At 69.6% G+C, this 17,247-nt stretch carries 17 protein-coding genes and 1 pseudogene; 16 read left to right on the forward strand and 2 right to left on the reverse strand.

Annotated elements, in window-relative coordinates:
- Nucleotides 1-2 precede the first annotated feature (2 nt).
- The 5 genes and pseudogenes from kdpB to VHB92_RS11640 all read left to right on the forward strand — a co-directional run bounded on the left by kdpB (nt 3) and on the right by VHB92_RS11640 (nt 6,682).
- Nucleotides 3-2,180, forward strand: a complete 2,178-nt coding sequence (gene kdpB / locus VHB92_RS11620; RefSeq protein ID WP_325453917.1) for a potassium-transporting ATPase subunit KdpB — start codon at nt 3-5, stop codon at nt 2,178-2,180.
- Nucleotides 2,181-2,227: 47 nt separating this feature from the next.
- Entirely contained in the window at nt 2,228-2,860 is a 633-nt protein-coding gene (kdpC, locus tag VHB92_RS11625) for a potassium-transporting ATPase subunit KdpC (protein ID WP_325453918.1), read from the forward strand.
- A 68-nt stretch (nt 2,861-2,928) separates the two neighbouring features.
- The gene (locus VHB92_RS11630; protein WP_325453919.1) at nt 2,929-5,499 is read left to right on the forward strand and encodes an ATP-binding protein; all 2,571 of its coding nucleotides are present in this window, start codon (nt 2,929-2,931) and stop codon (nt 5,497-5,499) included.
- Nucleotides 5,496-6,164: pseudogene (locus VHB92_RS11635) on the forward strand (response regulator); the annotation flags it as partial. The gene VHB92_RS11630 and the pseudogene VHB92_RS11635, both read left to right, overlap by 4 nt.
- A 203-nt stretch (nt 6,165-6,367) precedes the next feature.
- Entirely contained in the window at nt 6,368-6,682 is a 315-nt protein-coding gene (locus tag VHB92_RS11640) for a hypothetical protein (protein WP_325453920.1), read from the forward strand.
- Nucleotides 6,683-6,697: 15 nt separating this feature from the next.
- Here VHB92_RS11640 and VHB92_RS11645 read toward each other — a convergent pair whose 3' ends face one another.
- Entirely contained in the window at nt 6,698-7,171 is a 474-nt protein-coding gene (locus VHB92_RS11645) for a MarR family transcriptional regulator (RefSeq protein WP_325453921.1), read from the reverse strand.
- Between the two features lie 60 nt (nt 7,172-7,231).
- Between VHB92_RS11645 and VHB92_RS11650 the strand changes: the two genes are divergently transcribed.
- The 4 genes from VHB92_RS11650 to VHB92_RS11665 all read left to right on the forward strand — a co-directional run bounded on the left by VHB92_RS11650 (nt 7,232) and on the right by VHB92_RS11665 (nt 9,501).
- Complete coding sequence (locus VHB92_RS11650; RefSeq protein ID WP_325453922.1) at nt 7,232-7,984, forward strand: SDR family oxidoreductase; 753 nt, start codon at nt 7,232-7,234, stop codon at nt 7,982-7,984.
- Nucleotides 7,985-8,002: 18 nt separating this feature from the next.
- Nucleotides 8,003-8,419, forward strand: coding sequence for a metalloregulator ArsR/SmtB family transcription factor (locus tag VHB92_RS11655; RefSeq protein ID WP_325453923.1), 417 nt, complete (start codon nt 8,003-8,005; stop codon nt 8,417-8,419).
- The gene (locus VHB92_RS11660) at nt 8,416-8,943 is read left to right on the forward strand and encodes an SRPBCC domain-containing protein (protein ID WP_325453924.1); all 528 of its coding nucleotides are present in this window, start codon (nt 8,416-8,418) and stop codon (nt 8,941-8,943) included. The genes VHB92_RS11655 and VHB92_RS11660 overlap by 4 nt, the downstream gene beginning before the upstream one ends.
- A 90-nt stretch (nt 8,944-9,033) precedes the next feature.
- On the forward strand, nt 9,034-9,501 hold the full coding sequence (locus VHB92_RS11665; RefSeq protein WP_325453925.1) for a VOC family protein: 468 nt from the start codon (nt 9,034-9,036) through the stop codon (nt 9,499-9,501).
- A gap of 32 nt (nt 9,502-9,533) precedes the next feature.
- Here the strand turns inward: VHB92_RS11665 and VHB92_RS11670 are convergent, their stop codons facing one another.
- Nucleotides 9,534-10,331 carry a CDP-alcohol phosphatidyltransferase family protein gene (locus VHB92_RS11670; RefSeq protein WP_325453926.1) on the reverse strand — a complete coding sequence of 266 codons (798 nt, stop codon included), beginning with the start codon at nt 10,329-10,331 and terminating at the stop codon, nt 9,534-9,536.
- Between the two features lie 119 nt (nt 10,332-10,450).
- Here VHB92_RS11670 and VHB92_RS11675 point away from each other — a divergent pair, with 119 nt between their 5' ends.
- The 7 genes from VHB92_RS11675 to VHB92_RS11705 are packed head-to-tail and all read left to right on the forward strand — an operon-like array spanning nt 10,451 to nt 17,196.
- A complete protein-coding gene (locus VHB92_RS11675) occupies nt 10,451-11,446 on the forward strand; it encodes a zinc-binding alcohol dehydrogenase (protein ID WP_325453927.1) in 996 nt (331 codons plus the stop codon).
- Nucleotides 11,443-11,844 (forward strand): 6-carboxytetrahydropterin synthase, encoded by a 402-nt coding sequence (locus tag VHB92_RS11680; RefSeq protein WP_325453928.1) that lies wholly within the window; start codon nt 11,443-11,445, stop codon nt 11,842-11,844. Before VHB92_RS11675 ends, VHB92_RS11680 begins: the two co-directional genes overlap by 4 nt.
- Nucleotides 11,841-12,944 (forward strand): glycosyltransferase family 4 protein, encoded by a 1,104-nt coding sequence (locus tag VHB92_RS11685; RefSeq protein WP_325453929.1) that lies wholly within the window; start codon nt 11,841-11,843, stop codon nt 12,942-12,944. Before VHB92_RS11680 ends, VHB92_RS11685 begins: the two co-directional genes overlap by 4 nt.
- A complete protein-coding gene (locus VHB92_RS11690; RefSeq protein ID WP_325453930.1) occupies nt 12,937-13,755 on the forward strand; it encodes an SAM-dependent methyltransferase in 819 nt (272 codons plus the stop codon). Before VHB92_RS11685 ends, VHB92_RS11690 begins: the two co-directional genes overlap by 8 nt.
- Nucleotides 13,752-14,789 carry a lysylphosphatidylglycerol synthase transmembrane domain-containing protein gene (locus tag VHB92_RS11695; RefSeq protein ID WP_325453931.1) on the forward strand — a complete coding sequence of 346 codons (1,038 nt, stop codon included), beginning with the start codon at nt 13,752-13,754 and terminating at the stop codon, nt 14,787-14,789. Before VHB92_RS11690 ends, VHB92_RS11695 begins: the two co-directional genes overlap by 4 nt.
- Nucleotides 14,786-15,556 (forward strand): RibD family protein, encoded by a 771-nt coding sequence (locus tag VHB92_RS11700; protein WP_325453932.1) that lies wholly within the window; start codon nt 14,786-14,788, stop codon nt 15,554-15,556. The genes VHB92_RS11695 and VHB92_RS11700 overlap by 4 nt, the downstream gene beginning before the upstream one ends.
- Nucleotides 15,553-17,196, forward strand: a complete 1,644-nt coding sequence (locus tag VHB92_RS11705; RefSeq protein WP_325453933.1) for a CDP-alcohol phosphatidyltransferase — start codon at nt 15,553-15,555, stop codon at nt 17,194-17,196. Before VHB92_RS11700 ends, VHB92_RS11705 begins: the two co-directional genes overlap by 4 nt.
- Nucleotides 17,197-17,247: the final 51 nt, after the last annotated feature.

Below are 17,247 nucleotides of genomic sequence, written 5' to 3' on the forward strand. Positions count from 1 at the left end.
ACATGAGCAATCGTGAAACGACCCACCGCGCCACGATCACCATCGACACAGCCGCGACACCATCCCGGCCGGCGCGTGATGCCCGAGCCCGGGGAGGAGCCTTCAACGTCGGGCAGCTTCTGACAAGCCTTCCGGATGCCCTCCGCAAGCTCGACCCTCGCGAGCTGTGGCACAACCCCGTCATGTTCGTCGTCGAGGTCGGCGCGGCACTGACCACCGCGCTCGCCGTGGCGCAGCCGTTCCTCGGCGGCCGAGCGGCCGGCGGAACGACGAGCTCGGTGGCATTCACCTGGTGGATCGCGCTGTGGCTGTGGCTGACCGTCGTCTTCGCCACCCTCGCGGAAGCGGTCGCCGAAGGCCGGGGCAAGGCGCAGGCGGCCACTCTTCGCACCACCCGCACGACGACCGAGGCTCGTCGCGTCGTGGGATACAGCGCGGATGACCCGGGCGCGCTCCACGCGGCGACGACGCGCGTCGCCTCCGCCGAGTTGCAGCTCGGAGACGTCGTCGTCGTCAGTGCCGGCGAGCTCATCCCCGGCGATGGCGACATCGTATGGGGCATCGCGTCGGTCGACGAGTCGGCGATCACGGGCGAGTCCGCACCCGTGGTCAGAGAGTCGGGTGGCGACCGGAGCGCGGTCACCGGTGGTACTCGCGTGCTCTCGGACCGCATCGTCGTACGCATCACCGCCAAGCCCGGCGAGACGTTCATCGACCGGATGATCCACCTCGTCGAGGGGGCCAGCCGTCAGAAGACGCCGAACGAGATCGCGCTCGACATCCTGCTGGTGAGCCTGACGATCGTCTTCGTGGTCGTCGTGCTCATCTTGGGGCCCGTCGCGGGATTCGCGCATGCGTCGCTGTCGGTGCCGGTTCTCGTCGCCCTCCTCGTGTGCCTCATCCCCACGACCATCGGCGCACTCCTGTCGGCCATCGGCATCGCCGGCATGGACCGGTTGGTGCAGCGCAACGTGCTCGCCATGTCGGGGCGGGCGGTCGAGGCAGCGGGAGACGTCAGCACGCTTCTGCTCGACAAGACGGGCACCATCACGTACGGCAACCGGCAGGCGAGCGAGTTCCTGCCGATCGCCGGCATCCCCGTGGATGCCGTGATCGATGCGGCCGCGCTCGCCTCGCTCAGCGATCCCACGCCCGAGGGATCGTCGGTCGTCGCCCTGGCGACGTCGCTGGGACGCATGCCTCCCGCATCGGTGGGCGGCTCCGTCGTTCCGTTCACCGCGGAGACCAGGATGAGCGGCGTCGATCTGAACGACGGAACGCTGATCCGCAAGGGCGCCGCGAGCGCCGTGGTCGCCTGGGCGGAGCGCGACGGTCAGGTCGAACCGGTCGTCGCGGCGGAACTGGGCGGCCTGGCGCAGCGCATCTCGCAGTCGGGGGGCACGCCGCTCGCCGTCGCGACCCGCACCGCGGACGGGCGGACGAGCATCCTCGGCGTCATCCATCTCAAGGATGTCGTGAAGGCGGGACTGGCCGACCGATTCGCCGACCTGCGGCGAATGGGCATCCGGACGGTCATGGTCACAGGCGACAACCCGCTGACCGCCAAGGCCATCGCCGAGGAGGCCGGCGTCGACGACTTCCTCGCCGAGGCGACGCCGGAAGACAAGCTGACCCTGATCAGGGGCGAGCAGGAAGGTGGAAAGCTCGTCGCGATGACCGGGGACGGCACGAACGACGCACCGGCTCTCGCTCAGGCCGACGTGGGGGTGGCCATGAACACGGGCACATCCGCCGCGAAAGAGGCCGGGAACATGGTCGACCTCGATTCCGACCCGACGAAGCTCATCGACGTGGTCTCGATCGGCAAGCAGCTGCTCATCACCCGCGGCGCCCTCACGACCTTCTCCATCGCCAACGATGTGGCCAAATACTTCGCCATCGTGCCCGCGATGTTCGTCGGAGTCTTCCCAGGGCTCGAGGTGCTCAACGTCATGCACCTGCACTCGCCGTCCTCAGCGATCCTGTCGGCGGTGATCTTCAACGCGATCATCATCGTGGTCCTCATCCCGCTCGCACTGAGGGGTGTGCGCTATCGGCCGTCGTCGGCCGGCACGCTGCTCGGTCGCAATCTGCTCGTCTACGGCGTCGGCGGGATCATCGCCCCGTTCGTCGGCATCAAGCTCATCGACCTGCTGGTCGCGCTGATTCCCGGATTCTGACCCCGGCGCACCGGCCGGGCGACATCGAACCAAGAGAAAGGAACGCCATGAGCCCCATCCTGAGGGGGACCGGACGGCAGTACGCGGTGGCGGTACGCGCCATGATCGCGTTCACCGCGGTGCTCGGCATCGCCTACCCGCTCGTCATGGTCGGCATCGGGCAGCTGACCATGCCCGGAAGGGCCGGCGGCTCTCTCGTGACAGCCGAAGGCACGACGGTCGGCTCCGCCCTCATCGGCCAGTCCTTCACCGACGGCAGGGGTCACCCGTTGCCGCAGTGGTTCCAGTCCCGTCCTTCTGCGGCGGGCACCGGATACGACGCGAACGCGTCCAGCGGGAGCAACCTCGGTCCTGACAATCCCGCTCTGACGAAAGCCGTCCTGCAGCGGAAGGCGGAGATCGAGAAGGTCGACGGCGTGGACGCGGCGAGCATCCCGCCCGATGCGGTGACGGCGTCGGCATCGGGCCTCGACCCGCACATCAGCCCTGCTTACGCGTTGCTGCAGGTGGATGCCGTCGCTCGTGCCAGGGGCATCGCCCGGTCGAAGGTTGAAGCGCTCATGAAGTCTATGATTCAGGGGCGGGACCTCGGATACCTCGGTCAGCCGACCGTGAACGTGCTCGAACTGAACCTCGCACTGGCGAAGATGGATCCCGCAGGGGACGAGGTGCGCAAGTGAGGAAACGTGGCACGCCGCCACACCTCCGGCAGGCGACGCTAGTCGGAAGGGACCGCTAGGGCCGAGCCATGGCCACAGGCAAGCTGCGGGTGCTGCTCGGCGCTGCACCGGGAGTGGGCAAGACGTACGCGATGCTCGAAGAGGGCAGACGGCTGGCCGAGTCGGGCAGGGATGTCGTCGTCGCGCTCGTGGAGACGCACGGACGGGCCGCGACGGCCGCCATGCTCACGGGCCTCGAGGTGGTTCCGCGCCGCTCCGTCGTGCATCGAGGCGTTGAGCTGTCCGAGCTCGACCTGGAGGCGGTGCTCGCTCGCCGCCCGGATGTCGCCCTGGTGGACGAGCTGGCCCACACGAACGCGCCCGGCAGCACGCACGGGAAGCGCTGGGAGGACGTGCAGGACCTCCTGGATGCCGGCATCACCGTCATCTCCACGGTGAACATCCAGCACATCGAGTCGCTCAACGACGTCGTAGAGCAGATCACGGGAATCGGCCAGCAGGAGACGATCCCCGATGCCGTGCTGCGCGCGGCCGACCAGGTGGAAGTGGTCGACCTCGCGCCGCAAGCGCTGCGGGACCGGCTCGCGGACGGGTTGGTGTACCCGGCAACGCGTGTGGATGCCGCGTTGTCGAACTACTTCCGCCTCGGCAACCTCACGGCGCTGCGCGAGCTCGCGCTGCTCTGGCTGGCCGACGAGGTGGACAGCGCCCTGCAGACCTACCGGCGAGAGCACGGCATAGCCGGAAAGTGGGAGGCGCGCGAGCGCGTGGTCGTCGCCTTGACGGGCGGAATGGAGGGGGAGACCCTGCTGCGCAGAGGCGCTCGCATCGCCGCTCGTTCCAGCGGCGGCGAACTGCTCGCCGTGCACGTGGTCAGCGACGACGGGCTGCGGGAGAGGCATCCGGAAGCGCTCGCCAGGCAGCGGGCGCTGGTGGAGACACTCGGTGGCGCCTATCACGAGATCGTCGGGTCGGATATCCCGTCGGCTCTCGTCGAGTTCGCGAAGGCGGTGAACGCCACACAGCTGGTCATCGGCGTCTCGCGGCGATCACGGCTGCTGGCGTTTCTCACCGGTCCAGGGATCGGCGCGACCGTCGTTCGAGGCTCGGGAGACATCGACGTGCACATCGTCTCGCACGCCGCCGCGGGCAGCAGGCAGCTGGTGCTGCCACGGGCTCGTGGTGCGCTGAGCGTCCGCCGCCGCGTGTACGGGCTCGTCCTCGCGGTGGTGGCCGGTCCGTTGCTGAGCTGGATGCTGTGGCTCTTCCACACGCCAGAGGCCCTCACGAGCGACGTTCTCGCGTTCCAGCTGCTCGTGATCGTCGTCGCGCTCGTCGGAGGGTTCTGGCCGGCGCTGTTCGCCGCCGTGCTGTCCGGGCTGACGCTCGACTACCTGTTCGTGGCGCCCGAGTACACGATCACGATCGCTCAGCCGGTCCATCTGCTCGCACTCCTGCTCTACGTCGTGGGCGCCGCGCTCGTGAGCTTCGTCGTCGACCAGGCGGCGAGGCGCGCGCGGTGGGCGCAGAGGTCGGCCGCCGAATCCGACGTTCTGGCGACGGTCGCCGGCGGCGTCATCCGTGGAGACGATGCGGTGCAGGCCCTGGTGCAGCGAACGCGCGAGGCATTCGGCCTGGACGCGGTGCGGCTGATCGACGAGCAGGGCGTGCCGGTCGCCGAAGACCGCGCGGAGGTGCCCGACGCGGATCCGGCGAGGGGTCCGGCGACCGCGCCGGGCGAAGGAGATGCAAGTGCACGTTCCGGTGCGGCGCGCACCGTGGAGAGGGTGGGCGAACGCGGAACGCTGGAGCTGTTCGGAGCCGAGCTCACGGCATCCGACCGGCGCGTGCTGTCGGTCATCCTGGCGCAACTGGACGCCGCGCTCGAGCACCGCGAGCTCAGCCGGACGGCGAGCGAGCTGAAGCCGCTGGCCGAGACCGACCGGGTGCGCTCTTCGCTTCTGGCCGCTGTCGGACACGATCTGCGCCGCCCGCTGGCCGCTGCGACCGCCGCGGTGACGAGTCTGCGGTCTTCGCACGTGAAGCTGAGCAAGCCGGACAGGGACGCTCTGCTCGAGACGGCCGACGACAGTCTCGCGAATCTCGATGCCCTGGTGACCAACCTGCTCGACGTCTCACGAGTGCAGGCCGGGGTGCTCGCCGTGTCGTTGCGTCTCGTGGACATCGAGGACCTGCTGCCGGCTGTGCTCGAAGAGCTGTCGGCGCCGCCCGGAAGCGTCGACCTCGACGTGCCGGAGGGAACCCCCGCCGTGCCGGCCGACCCTGTGCTGCTGCAGCGCGTGCTCGTCAACCTGCTTGCGAACGCCCTGCGCTACTCGCCGGCGGGGCGGCCACCCCGGCTCAGTGTGAGTGTGTTCGCCGACGAACTGCAGATCCGGGTCTCCGACAGCGGCAGCGGTGTGCCGGACGAACGCAAGGATGCCATCTTCCAGCCGTTCCAACGCGAGGGCGACACCGATAACACGACGGGAATCGGCCTGGGGCTCGCCCTTTCGAAGGGCTTCGTGGAAGGCATGGGCGGTACGCTCTCGCCGGAGGACACGCCGGGGGGCGGGCTCACGATGGTGATCGCTCTGCCTCTCACCCCGCGAATCGACCCCGAGAAGGGACGCCGATGAAGATCGTTGTGGCAGACGACGACCGGCAGATGCTCGGCGCGCTGCGCATCATCCTCTCGTCCCGCGGGTACGACGTGGTGGGTGCGGCTGATGGCAGGACCGCGCTCGACCGCGTGATCGACGACCACCCCGACCTGGTCGTGCTCGACCTCGGCATGCCCGGACTCGACGGCCTCGCCGTCATCGAGGCGATCCGGGGCTGGAGCACCGTGCCCATCCTCGTGATCTCGGGGCGGACGGACTCGGCGGACAAGGTCGACGCGCTGGATCGTGGGGCGGACGACTACGTGACCAAGCCCTTCGCTGCCGACGAGCTGCTCGCACGCATCCGCGCGCTGGTGCGGAGGACGCCGTCCGCCGACGACGAGCCGCGAGTCGAGTTCGGCGACGTCGTCGTCGATCTGGCGGCGCGTCAGGTCCTGAGGAACGGGCATCCGGTGCGGCTCACCCCCACCGAGTGGCAGATCCTCGTGCTGCTCGCGCGCAACCCGGACCGTCTGGTGACCAGGGAGGCCATCCTCACGGAGGTGTGGGGGCCTCATCACACGTCGGACTCGGGCTACCTGCGCCTCTACCTCGCTCAGCTGCGCAAGAAGCTGGAGCCGAAGCCGTCGCGTCCGCGCTTCCTGATCACCGAGGCCGGGATGGGGTACCGATTCACGCCGCGAGGTCAGAGCGAACCGGTCGATCCGAGCGAACCGGTCGATCCGAGCGAGCCGGTCGATCCGAGCGAGCCGACCAGGCCGACCGAGCCGAACGATGCGAGCGAGCCGACCAGCACAAGGCACCCTGACGCCCGGTGACGGCCGGACGGCCAGGGGAGTAGGTCGTACCCTGGAAGCACGCCGTGCGCGATGGGAGGTGTGCGATGGCAGGCAACGGCACGGGGCGTTCCGGCGCACGGGATCACACCGTTCCCCGCGGAGTCGCGAAGGCGCCGATGACGCTGGAGGAGGCCCTGCGCATCGAGCAGCAGTACGAGCGCGGCACGCTCGACCTCTCGCTGCCGGGCACCGAGGCCGTCGTCGCCGAGGCGCACCGCGTGCGGCTGAAGGCCCAGCTCTGGGGAGCCGACCGCAGCGACGATCGACGGCGTCAGGTCAAGGGCACCGTGGTGGTCGTCTGCGCGTTCATCGTCGTCACCGTGGTGGGACTGGTCGCCTGCCTGGCCGTCACGGTTTGAGCGAACCGCCCGCCGTCAGGAGAAGTCCTCGACCGCTCTGCGCCCCGCATCCGCAGTCTTCTGCAGGAATCCGGTGATGAGCTCCAGTTCGGCGGGGGAGTAGTCGTCGCACAGGGCATCCATGCGCGCGTTCATGCCCTCGTAGTGCCGGAACACCTCGCCGATGGCGTCCTGCCGTGCGGATACCACGACGGCTCTCCTGTCGTCCTCGTCACGCTCACGCGCGATGAACCCGCCTCGCTCCAGCCTGTCGATGACGCCCGTCATCGTCGCAGGATGCACGCCGACTCTGCGGGCGAGCGCGCTCGGGCTGGCCGGGCCGTGCTGGGCCAGATAGTCCAGGCAGTCCAGGTCGATGTCGCGCAGGTCGACCTGTGTGGAGACGTGGTGGGACAGCAGCGCAATCTGGTTGTTCACCTCGCGGAACCTGCGCTTGAGCCCGGAGACCAGGCGGCGGCGCGCTCTGGCGTCATCCGTTCGACCATTCATTCTCGTATCCATATAGTATGGTTTCCATAATATCAATTTCTCGTTGACAAGGAGAATCTAGTGAAGATCGTGGTGTTCGGTGCGAACGGGCCGACGGGTCGGCTGATCACCCGCCTGGGCCTCGAGCGCGGATACACGATGACGGCAGTGACGCGGTCGCCTGAGCGATTCCCGATGACGCATGATCGACTCCGTGTCGAACGCGGCGACGTGTTCGAGCAGGACTCGGTCTCGCGTGCCGTCAGCGGACAGGATGCCGTGCTCTCGGCGCTCGGCGTTCCATACGGCAAGCAGGAGATCACCACCTACTCGGCCGGCATCACGTCGATGCTGAACGCCATACGGGACACTGGAGTGCGCCGCCTCGTCGTGGTCAGTTCGAGCGCCGTCGACCCCGCGGCCGGTCCGCATGGCGGCTTCTTCTTCGAGCGCGTGCTCCAGCCGTACGTGGCCGGGGTGCTGGGCAAGACGCTCTACGACGACATGAAGCGCATGGAGGCGATGCTTCAGCGAAGCGACGCGGACTGGACCATCATGCGGCCATCCGGGCTCTTCGACGCCCGGGCGGTGAGCGACTACCTGATCGCCGAGCGGTACCTCCCGCAGAAGTTCACGGCCCGCATCGACCTCGCCGACGCCATGCTGCGCCAGCTCGACGATCGGCGCTTCCTGCGCACCTCGGTGGCTGTCGGCACGACGGAGGGGGCTCCCTCGGTCGCGCAACTCATCATGCGGGAGGCGTTCAAGCGACAGCCCCGCGGTGCGGAATCGGCCGAAACGACCGCCTTGACCCTTGACTGGCGCGGCCGCTGACGCGTAATCTACAACCAAATGGTTGCAGATCAAGGGAAGCCGAACGTCCTCTCCGACGCGGAGATCGACCGCATCTTCCACGCGCTCGCCGACGCCACGCGCCGTGACATCGTGACGCGCACGATGCGCAGCGACGGCTCCATCTCGGAGCTCGCCCAGGGCTATCTGATGAGCTTCGCGGCCGTGCAGAAGCACGTCGCCGTGCTCGAGAGAGCGGGTCTCGTGACCAAGCAGCGGCGTGGCCGCGAACAGCTCGTGCGTGCCGTGCCGGAGACGCTCCGCCGCGCCAACGAGCTGCTCGCCCGATACGAGACGCTGTGGCGGGCGCGCGTCGCGACGATCGACGACACCCTCGCCGAACCTGAGCAGGGCACGACCGCAACCAGCCCGCGCCCGCCGCGCGGGACGCATCCGACGAAAGGAACCGCGAGATGACCGTGATCAGCACCGAGCGCGACGCCGAGAACCTGACGCTCACGTTCGTGGCCGAGTTCGCCGCCTCGCCAGAGCGCGTCTGGAGGGTCTGGGAAGACCCGCGGCAGCTCGAACGCTGGTGGGGGCCGCCGACGTGGCCGGCCACCTTCGACGAGCACGAGTTCAGGGTGGGAGGCAGAAGCGCCTACTACATGACGGGACCGGACGGCGAGAAGGCCCGCGGCTGGTGGCGCATCACCCTCATCGACGAGCCCAGCCGCCTCGAGTTCGACGACGGCTTCTCCGACGAGGAGGGCCGGCCGTCGGAGGGGATGCCCGTCACCCGCACCGAGGTTACGTTCGAAGCCGTTCGGCTCGCCGACGGACGGGGAACCAGGATGACGACCGTCAGCCGGTTCGCCGACCTCGACCGGCTCGAACAGCTCGTGAGCATGGGCATGCAGGAGGGCATGCAGCAGGCGCTCGGGCAGATCGACGCGATCCTCTCTTCCGACACCGTCGGCTCCTCCGGGGCGGTCGGCTAGTACCAGCACCCGCGGCGGGCGGGTCACCGTCCGCTCGGCACGGCACCACCATCGAACGCAAACGAGACAGCGACTCCGAGGAGGAGCACCATGGCACAGCTCGCACCCATCCGTCCCTGCCTGTGGTTCGACAACCAGGCCCGCGAGGCGATGGAGTACTACGTCGGCGTGTTCCCCGATTCCCGCATCGTGTCGATCGACGAGTATCCCGATGAGAGCCTCGACGAGCACTTCTCCGGGATGTCCGGGAAGGTTCTGAACGGACGGTTCACGCTGAACGGCGTCGACTTCGTGTGCCTCGACGGCGGCCCGCTGTTCACCTTCAACGAGTCGATCTCGTTCGTCGTGACCTGTGCCGATCAAGCGGAGATCGACGCGTACTGGTCGAAGCTGTCCCACGTTCCGGAGTCCGAACAGTGCGGGTGGTGCAAGGACCGCTTCGGCGTCAGCTGGCAGATCGTGCCCGCGAACATGGACGAGCTCACCACCAGGCCCGAGCAGGTGCAGGCCATGATGCGGCAGAAGAAGATCGTCATCGACGAGCTCGTCAACGCCTGACGTCCGGTGCCGTGAGGCCCCGGTCGACGGCGTCAGGCCGGGGGAAGCGGATTCAGCCTCGCCTCGGAAGCGGAAGCGGAAGCAGAAGCGGGGTCGGCACCCGAAGCGGCAGAAGAGGCCGGGTGCTGCACCTGGCCGGAACGGGCCGGCGTGGTCTGCGCCATCGCGCGGTGCCCGACGAGCCAGACCACATCGCGTCCGAACGATTCCGCGAGCAGCAGCAGAGCGGCGACGACGATGGGCGCCGCGAGAGCACCGGTGAGTCCCGAGGCCGCCGCCGTCAGCGCGATGCCCTGCGCCGCCGTGACCACCTTGCGCCAGTATCGCGGCGGCAGAGTCGCGCGGAACCAGGGGAGCAGCCACCCGACGACGACGAACGCGTACCGCATTCCGCCGATGGCCAGCACCCAGACGCCGAGGGACTGCGCGACGTAGGCGCTCAGCACGAGCAGGAGGAACGCATCCACCTCCATGTCGTAGCGCGCGCCGAGCTCTGAGACCGAACGGGTGCGGCGCGCGACCCAGCCGTCCACGGCATCCAGTGCCAGCGCGGGGATGCTGAGGCCGACGAGCACGGGGACCGGAACCTGGCCGGCGAACGATGCCACCACCAGCGTCGTGATGAGCGCGACGAACGACGACCTGATCGTCGTGACGGTGTTGGCCCAGCCGTATCCGCTCGCGCGCCTGCGAAGCAGGCCGACGGCGACGAGGCCGTTGGAGACACCGCAGTAGACCAGCCCGGCGGCCGCGGCCACGGGCGGCAGCCCGAGCGCGAGACTCAGCAGCACGACCGCTGCCGCTCCGGCCATCGTGGCGATATACGTCATCGGATGAACCTTTGTCATGGGGTGTCTCGTGTCATCGTCATAGCCCACACTCATTAAGACGTGATCGACGCCCGTTCGGTTCAGATTCCTGGGGTGAACGTGCGGCTGAAGGGAGACGTGTGCTCGAGGCCACAGCGTTCTGGATCGACGGACCGGGCGTCGGCGCGTTGCGCACCCAGCCTCTGGATGCGCCGGGCGACGGCGAGGTGCTGGTTCGCACCAGGCACACGGGCGTCAGCCGCGGCACGGAGTCCTCCGTGTTCCTGGGGCGCGTGCCGCGAAGCGAACACCAGCGCATGCGCGCCCCGTTCCAAGAGGGGGACTTCCCGGCGCCGGTGAAGTACGGCTACCTCAACGTCGGCGTCGTGGAGCGCGGGCCGGACGCTCTCGTGGGGCGCACGGTCTTCACGCTCTTCCCGCACCAGTCGGCGTTCGTGGTCCCGGCCGACGCAGTGCTGCCGGTGCCCGAGGGTGTTCCGGCGCGCCGCGCGGTGCTCGCCGGCGCGGTGGAGACCGGCGTGAACGTGCTGTGGGACGCCGCCCCCCTCATCGGCGACCGCGTCACGGTCGTGGGCGCAGGCATGATCGGATGCTGCGTCGCCCGGCTGCTGAGCGACATCCCGCAGGGGGAGGTGACGCTCGTCGACATCGACCCGGCGAAGCGTCAGATCGCCGAGCGTCTCGGCGTGCGTTTCGCCGAGCCGGATGCCGCCCCGCGCGATCGCGACATCGTGATCGACGCGAGCGGCTCGGCATCCGGGCTGCAGCTCGCTCTGCAGACCGTGGCGACGGAGGGCGAGGTGATCGAGGCCAGCTGGTTCGGGGACGCCCCTGTGCCGGTGACGCTCGGCGCGGACTTCCACTCGCGCCGGCTCACCATCCGCTCCAGCCAGGTGGGCATGGTCCCTCAGCGTCGGCGGGGCACTCGGACGACGAAAGACCGGCTGGCCCTTGCGCTGCGTCTGCTGCGCGACCCCGCCTTCGACGCTCTGCTCAGCGCGCGCTCCTCGTGGCGTGAGCTGCCCGCCGTGATGGCCGCGCTCGCCCGCGGCGCCGCGACGGCCGACGGGGTCCCTGTGCTGTGCCACACGATCGACTGGGAGGACGAAGCATGACATTCACGGTGACGGTCCGCGACCACATCATGGTGGCGCACAGCCTGGCGGGCGAGGTCTTCGGACCCGCCCAGCGCTTGCACGGGGCGACATTCGTCGTGGACGCCTCGTTCGGCGCGTCCACCCTCAGCGACGACGGCATCGTCGTGGACATCGGGCTGGCCACGGATGCCTTGCGCGACATCGCCGGTTCGCTCAGCTACCGCAATCTCGACGACGAGGAAGCCTTCGCCGGCATCAACACCACGACCGAGCAGCTGTGCCGCTTCATCGCCGACCGCCTCGCCGAGCGAGTGGCATCCGGAGAGCTGGGCGACGCGGCAGGACGACTGGAGACGATCGAGGTCACGCTGCACGAGTCGCACATCGCCTGGGCCAGCTATGCGAGGCCGGTGTGAGCACGACGGCAGAGAGCAGCGTGACGGGGCGGGCCGTGCGGTTCGTGGTGCCGGAGGCGATAGCGGATCCCGCCACCGTCAGCGGCGGCAACGTGTACGACCTGGCGCTTCGCGACGGCCTGACGGCCCTCGGCTGGGATGTGCGGATGGTCCCAGCGCCGCTCGGGGAGCGGGGGATGCACGCCGTGTTATCCGATGCGCCCGACGGCGCCCTCGTGCTGGTCGATGGGCTGCTCGCCGGAAGCGCTCCCGACGCGTTCGTGCGCGGATCCGGGCGTCTCGTGCTCGTCGTGCTGGCGCACATGGTCGCAGCCTCCATCACCTCGGCGGACGAGCGTGCCGAGGCCGCAGAGCGGGAGCGACGCGCATTCGACGCTGCCAGGTACATCGTCGCCACGAGCGCCTGGACGAGGGACGAGCTTCTGTCGGAAGGCATCTCGCGGCCGGGCCGGGTCGTCGTCGCTAGGCCGGGCACCGTCGCATCCTCGGCAGCCACGGGGTCGCCGAGCGGCGCACGGCTGCTGTGCGTCGGCGTGGTCGCGCCGCACAAGGGGCAGGACCTGCTGCTGCGCGCGCTCGCCGGACTCGACGAGCGGCCCGAGTGGACGTGCACCTTCGCCGGATCCGTCGACCTCGACCCGGAGTTCGCCGGAACGCTGAAGGATCTCGCCGCAGCCAGCGGTCTGGCCGATCGGGTGCACTTCACCGGTGTGCTCTCCAGGAACGAGCTCGAGGAGGCGTACGCATCCACCGATCTGCTCGTCGTGCCGTCGCGGGCGGAGAGCTTCGGGATGGCTGCCGCGGAGGCGCTCGCGCACGGCATCCCCGTTCTCGCCACGAGGGTGGGAGGCGTGCCCGAGGCCGTCTCGAACAGCGGGGCAGCGCTGCTCGTGCCGCCGGACGACCCGTGGGCTCTGCGCGTGGTGCTGGAGCAGTGGTGCACGGATGCCGCACGCAGGCAGGCGCTGAAGGCCGAGGCGGTGCAGGCCATGGCCGGCAACCGAACGTGGTCGGAGACGGCGCGGATCGTGGACGTCGCGTTGACCGACGTTCTTGCCGGATCGGACTCGACGGCAGGCGAGGAGGCTCGCCGTGTCTGACGTGGTGCAGACCCTGAGCGAGTGGCTCACCCTCAGGGAGCCGGTGGATGCGCAGACCCGATCCCGGGAACTGGTCGAGGCCGCCCTGCCCAGGCTGGTCGAGCCGCCGATCGTCGTGCACGACCTCGGAAGCGGCGCCGGATCCATGATGCGCTGGCTGGCGCCCTTGCTTCCCGGCCCGCAGACGTGGGTGCTGCACGACAGGAACGAGGGGCTGCTCGAGACCGCGCTCGAGAGCGAACCGCCGGCCGACGCAACGGGCGGCCAGGTATCGGTCGTCACCCGCGTGGGAGAGCTCGACCGCCTGGACGGCGACGACCTGCACGGCGCGTCTCTCGTGACGGCGTCAGCACTGCTGGATGTGCTGACGTCCGAGGAGCTGCACCGTGTCGTCTCAGCGTGCCTGTCCTCCGGGGTGCCCGCCCTGTTCAGCCTGAGCGTGACCGGCAGGGTGCAGCTGCACCCGCGGCATCCGCTCGACGAGGCGCTCCGGGTCGCCTTCAACGCCCACCAGCTGCGCGCCTTGCAGGGCAGGAGGCTCCTCGGCCCGCATGCCGTCGCCGTCGCGCGGGGCCTGTTCCTGCAGGCCGGATGGCACGTGCGCCCGGCGGACACGCCGTGGGTGCTCGATGCAACCGCCTCGGCCCTCACCGCCGAGTGGCTGCAGGGATGGGTGGATGCCGCAGTCGAGCAGAACCCCGCGCTGGGCGCCCAGGCCGAGAGCTACGTCGAGCTGCGAACGGCGCAGCTGCTGGACGGCTCCCTCACGACGGTCGTGCACCACAGAGACCTTCTGGCGTGGCCGCGATGAGCGGTCGAAGGGTCACCGCGTTCCTCGCGTCCACCCGGGCGCGGATCCTCCTTCGCGTCGGGGTCGCGCTCGCCGTGCTCGCCGCCGTGGTGTGGCGGGTCGGCGCCGAGCCGTTCGTGCGCGGGCTGCTCGCCGTTGACCTCAGGGCCGTCATCGTCGTCGCGGGCCTCACCGCACTCGCGACCGTCGCCGCTTCGTGGCGCTGGCGAGTCATCGCCAATCGGCTCGGAGCGCGGATAAGCCTGCCGCGCGCCGTCGCCATGTACTACCGGTCGCAGTTCCTCAACACCGTGCTGCCTGGCGGTGTGCTCGGAGACGTGCACAGGGCGCTCGCGCACGGAAGCACCTCGGGCGACGTCGCGCGCGCGTCGAGGGCCGTCGCGATCGAACGCACCGCCGGGCAGGTCGTGCAGGTCGCGATCACGCTGGTGGTCGTCGCATTCGTCGGCGCGGAGTTCGCGGGCCAGGTGCTGCTCGTGGTCATCGTCTTCCTCGTCGCCATCGCTGTGGCGTGCACGATCGCCGCGGCGAGCACGCGGCTTCGCGCCGTGCTGCGCAGGGAGCTGTCGGAGCTGCGGGCCGGGATCGGCAGCCGCCCGGCGCTGGCACAGGTGTGCGCCGCGTCCGTCGTCGTCGTGGCCTGCCATGTCACGGCGTTCGAGATCGCCGTGGTCTCGGTCGGCGCCCACGCGCCAGCCCTGCAGCTGGCGTCGCTCGCGCTCGTCGTGCTGCTCGGCGCCTCGATACCGCTGAACGTCGGCGGCTGGGGACCCAGGGAGGGCGTCGCGGGCTGGGCGTTCGCGACAGCGGGGCTCGGCTCGGCGCCCGGCGTCGCCGCATCCACGACGTTCGGCGTGCTCACGATGATCGCGCTCGCCCCCGGCGCGGTGATCGCCCTGTGCGGTGCATGGCGGGCGCGCGGTCACGGTGCGACGCGCGTCGCACCGCACCCGGCCGCGCAGGCCGTGCCGCTGCGCGTCGCACCTCAGGCATCCGTTCTCACCGCCACCACACGAGGAGGTCGCGTCTCATGACCGTCGGGCACCAGCATGCGCTGCCGTACGTGACGCTGAGCAGTGCTATGTCGATCGACGGATACCTCGACACGGCACTGCCCCCTCGGCTCGTGCTCTCCAACGCGGCCGACCTCGATCGCGTCGACGAGCTGCGTGCCGCACACGACGCCATCATGGTGGGCGCCCGCACGGTGCGCAGGGACAACCCCAGGCTGCTCGTACGCGACGAGACGCGGCGAGCCCGCAGGCTGGCGTCGGACCGCGGCATGCTGCCGTGGAAGGTGACGGTCACCTCCAGCGGCGACCTCGACCCGAACGCGGCGTTCTTCGCGGTGGGCGACACCGAGAAGCTCGTCTACTGCCCTGAGGCCCTCCGTGCCGTCCTCGCACAGCGGCTCGGCTCGCTGGCCACCGTCGTCGGGCTCGGCGAGCAGGTGGCCATGAACGACCTGCTCCGCGACCTGAGGGAGCGCGGGGTCGAGTCCGTCGTCGTCGAGGGCGGCGGTGCCGTTCACACGCAGCTGCTGGCATCCGGGCTCGCCGACGAACTGCACCTCGTCGTCGCTCCGTTCTTCATCGGCGACAGCAAGGCGCCGCGTCTGGTGGCCGACGGCCCGTTCCCGTGGACGGCCGATCACCGCGCCAGGCTCCTCGAGGCGCGGCCGATCGGCGACGTCGTGCTGCTGCGATACGCGCTCTCCGACCGATGTGACGGCGGCGGCACACCGAAGACGAGGGACGGCCGACGGCCGACCGATACGGCGACGGGACGGGGGGCGGCATGAGGATGTCGCTCAGGCCGGGTACCCCGGGCCGAAGAGCGCTCGCCGCGGTCGCGAACGTCACGGCGGCCGTCGTGCTCGTGGTCGCCTCGCTCGCGCCCGGCGTGATCGCCTCCGGATCGGCGGTGGCATTGCTGCGCGTGCCTGCCGAGGCGCTCATCGCGCTCCTCGTGCTCGCGCTGCTGCCGTGGCCGGTCGCCCGGCGCATCGTCGCGGTGGCACTGGGCGCGGTGCTCGTCGCCGCCATCGCGCTCGCCGGCCTCGACAAGGGATACGAGACGACGCTCGCGCGACCGTTCAACGTGATCACGGACTGGGCTCAGCTGCAGGACGCCTACGGCGTGCTCGTCGATTCAGCGGGCACCCTCGGCGCACTCGCTCTCCTCGTGCTGCTCGTGCTTGCGCTGCTCGGCATGCTCGCGGCGGCCGCGTGGGCCGTGCTGCGGGTCGACGGGCTGCTGCGCAGGCACCGGCCCTCCGCCCTCATCGGTGGTTCGACCGTCACTGCGGCGTGGGTCATCGCCGCGCTGCTCGGGGCACAACTGGTACCTGGCGAACCGGTCGCCGCATCCGATGCCGTCAGCGCCGCCGTGCAGAAGACGAAGCAGGCCGCGGTCACCGAGCGCGATCAGGCGGCGTTCGCGACCGCGGCGCAGCATGACGGCTACGCGGACCTGCCGGCATCCGATCTGCTGACGGGACTCAAGGGCAAGGACGTCATCGTCGCGTTCATCGAGAGCTACGGCCAGGTGGCCGTGCAGAACAGCTCGTTCTCGTCGGGCGTCGACGCCGTGCTGCGCAAAGGCGACGAGCAGCTGGCGAAGGCCGGGTACTCCGAGCGGAGCGCGTTCCTCACCTCTCCCACGTTCGGCGGTGTCAGCTGGCTGGCCCACTCCACGTTGCAGACGGGAGAGTGGATCGACTCGCAGCAGAAGTACGACCAGGTCACCTCGGGCGACCGGTTCACGCTCAGCGACGCCTTCAAGAAGGCCGGATGGCGCACCGTCAGCGACGTGCCATCGGACAGCACGCCATGGGATGTCGGCACATCGTTCTATCACTACGACACCCTGCTGAACTCGCAGAACGTCGGCTACCACGGCCCGAGGTTCGGCTATGCCCGCATCCCCGACCAGTACACGTGGAACTACTTCCAGCAGCACGAGCTGAGCGGAAAGCACAAGCCGCTCATGGCCGAGATCGACTTCGTCTCCTCGCACACCCCGTGGACGCCGCTGCCGCACGCCGTTCCGTGGTCGTCGATCGGAGACGGCTCCATCTACGACCCGCAGCCGGCTGAGGGGCAGCCGGCGAGTGTGGTCTGGCAGAACCCGAAGAACGTGCAGCGGCTCTACGGCGAATCGGTGCAGTACACGATGAGCACGCTGTTCTCGTTCCTGACCACGTTCGACGACCCCGACCTGGTGCTCGTCGTCCTGGGCGACCACCAGCCGGCGAGGATCGTCAGCGGCCAGGACGCCAACCACGACGTGCCGATCAGCATCATCTCGAAGGATCCCGCCGTGATCTCGCGCATCGACTCGTGGAAGTGGCAGCCGGGCGTCTTCCCGTCGCCGTCCGCGCCCGTGTGGCGCATGGATGCCTTCCGCGACCGCTTCCTCACCGCATACGGTCCGCAGTGAGGCGCGGGAAAATCGTCGGGAATCGGTGAACCCATTCGGGACGAGGATCGT

Origin of the sequence: Humibacter sp. (assembly GCF_035547335.1) — a bacterium.
Lineage (GTDB): Bacteria > Actinomycetota > Actinomycetes > Actinomycetales > Microbacteriaceae > Humibacter.

What these genes read in the sequence shown, in the direction of transcription:
- kdpB (WP_325453917.1), top strand. Translation starts at nt 3, where the DNA reads ATGAGCAATCGTGAAACGACCCACCGCGCCACGATCACCATCGACACA.
- kdpC (WP_325453918.1), top strand. Translation starts at nt 2,228, where the DNA reads ATGAGCCCCATCCTGAGGGGGACCGGACGGCAGTACGCGGTGGCGGTA.
- VHB92_RS11630 (WP_325453919.1), top strand. Translation starts at nt 2,929, where the DNA reads ATGGCCACAGGCAAGCTGCGGGTGCTGCTCGGCGCTGCACCGGGAGTG.
- VHB92_RS11640 (WP_325453920.1), top strand. Translation starts at nt 6,368, where the DNA reads ATGGCAGGCAACGGCACGGGGCGTTCCGGCGCACGGGATCACACCGTT.
- VHB92_RS11645 (WP_325453921.1), bottom strand. Translation starts at nt 7,171, where the DNA reads ATGAATGGTCGAACGGATGACGCCAGAGCGCGCCGCCGCCTGGTCTCC.
- VHB92_RS11655 (WP_325453923.1), top strand. Translation starts at nt 8,003, where the DNA reads ATGGTTGCAGATCAAGGGAAGCCGAACGTCCTCTCCGACGCGGAGATC.
- VHB92_RS11660 (WP_325453924.1), top strand. Translation starts at nt 8,416, where the DNA reads ATGACCGTGATCAGCACCGAGCGCGACGCCGAGAACCTGACGCTCACG.
- VHB92_RS11665 (WP_325453925.1), top strand. Translation starts at nt 9,034, where the DNA reads ATGGCACAGCTCGCACCCATCCGTCCCTGCCTGTGGTTCGACAACCAG.
- VHB92_RS11670 (WP_325453926.1), bottom strand. Translation starts at nt 10,331, where the DNA reads ATGACGTATATCGCCACGATGGCCGGAGCGGCAGCGGTCGTGCTGCTG.
- VHB92_RS11680 (WP_325453928.1), top strand. Translation starts at nt 11,443, where the DNA reads ATGACATTCACGGTGACGGTCCGCGACCACATCATGGTGGCGCACAGC.
- VHB92_RS11695 (WP_325453931.1), top strand. Translation starts at nt 13,752, where the DNA reads ATGAGCGGTCGAAGGGTCACCGCGTTCCTCGCGTCCACCCGGGCGCGG.
- VHB92_RS11700 (WP_325453932.1), top strand. Translation starts at nt 14,786, where the DNA reads ATGACCGTCGGGCACCAGCATGCGCTGCCGTACGTGACGCTGAGCAGT.
- VHB92_RS11705 (WP_325453933.1), top strand. Translation starts at nt 15,553, where the DNA reads ATGAGGATGTCGCTCAGGCCGGGTACCCCGGGCCGAAGAGCGCTCGCC.